Origin of the sequence: Acetobacter sp. DsW_063 (genome assembly GCF_002153745.1) — a bacterium.
Lineage (GTDB): Bacteria > Pseudomonadota > Alphaproteobacteria > Acetobacterales > Acetobacteraceae > Acetobacter.
On record NZ_JOPL01000098.1, the window covers coordinates 1 to 1,354 of the forward strand.

General features: G+C 61.4%; 2 protein-coding genes and 1 pseudogene. All 3 read left to right on the forward strand.

Features of this window, described 5'->3' with window-relative positions; translation table 11 throughout:
* Positions 1–141, forward strand: a pseudogene (locus tag HK28_RS11870) (conjugal transfer protein TrbE); the annotation flags it as partial.
* Positions 138–941 carry a P-type conjugative transfer protein TrbJ gene (gene trbJ / locus HK28_RS11875; RefSeq protein WP_086644769.1) on the forward strand — a complete coding sequence of 268 codons (804 nt, stop codon included), beginning with the start codon at positions 138–140 and terminating at the stop codon, positions 939–941. The pseudogene HK28_RS11870 and the gene trbJ, both read left to right, overlap by 4 nt.
* A 5-nt stretch (positions 942–946) precedes the next feature.
* Positions 947–1,354 (forward strand): type IV secretion system protein (locus HK28_RS11880; protein WP_198945879.1); only part of this gene is annotated, 408 nt, incomplete at its 3' end.

The following is a 1,354-nucleotide window of genomic DNA, read 5'->3' on the forward strand; positions in this document are numbered from 1 at the left end:
GCTGCGTCCGGCAAGGACGATCACCGAGCGATCGATACGGTGCTGGCGGAACATGGGCGGGACGGCTTTCTGCCGGCCTGGTTTGAGGCGCGCGGCGTGTCATGGGCAGCCGACCTTCTGCGCGATGGACGCGTGCCATGATGGAAAAATCTTTCCGGCCTTGGGCTGAATTTTTCGGTCGTGCGAGCGAAAGACATTTCCGACGGGGTGTTCTTCTGACGTCTGCAATGCTGGCGGTTTGCGGTACATTCTCTCCCTTGCATCCGGCCTATGCCCAGTGGGCGGTCTATGACGGGGCGAACCACGTCCAGAACGTGCTGATCGCGGCCCGCACGCTCACGCAGATCGACAACCAGATCACCTCGCTGGCTAACCAGGCGCAGATGCTGGTCAATCAGGGGCGGAACCTCGCAAGCCTGCCACTCTCGACATTGTCGACGCTACAATCAACGATTTCCCAGACGACGGCTCTGCTCGCGCAGGCGCAGAATATTGCCTACAGCGTCCAGTCCGTCGAGCAGCAATACCAGCAGGCGTACACGTCCGTCTCCTCGGGGATGTCCGACAGTGCCCTATTCAACCAGGCGCAGACGCGCTGGCAGAATTCCATCGGTGGGTTTGAGGATGCCCTGAAGCTGCAGGCGCGGGTGGTGGGCAATATCCCCAGCGATAGCAGCGCCATGACGCAGCTTGTTTCCGCCAGCCAGACCTCCACGGGCGCGTTGCAGGCGGCGCAGGCCGGGAACCAGCTTCTCGCCCTGCAATCCCGCCAGTTGTCCGACATCCAGGCTGAACTGGCCGCCAATGGTCGGGCAACGGCGCTGCAACAGGCGCGGGAGGCCGTGACGGAAGCGGAGAGCGAAGCGCAGTATCAGCATTTCTCCCAGCATGACGCCTACGTGCCCGGCACGGTGTCGATGTTCGGCAGCAGCGGGAACTGACCGCCATGGCCACCAATGATGTCGGGGTGATCGACACCTTCTTGAATGCCTTCACCACCACCATCGATACCGGGTTCGGTCTGGTGAAAGGGGATGTGATCTCGCTGGCAGGAACACTGTCTGTGCTGGATATCGCACTGGCCGGGCTGTTCTGGGCCTGGGCGGCGGATGAGGACATCATCCAGCGCCTGGTCAAGAAGACGCTGTATATCGGTTTCTTCGCCTGGATCATCAACGATTTCGATGCGCTCTCGAAGATCGTCTTCGACAGTTTTGCGGCCCTCGGTCTGAAAGCCGGAGGTGGAACGCTGGCGCTTTCGGATTTTCTGCGTCCCGGTCGTCTGGCCTCAACCGGCTTCGATGCGGCCCAGCCGCTTCTGGATTCTGTCCACAATCTGCTTGGTCCTGTCGCC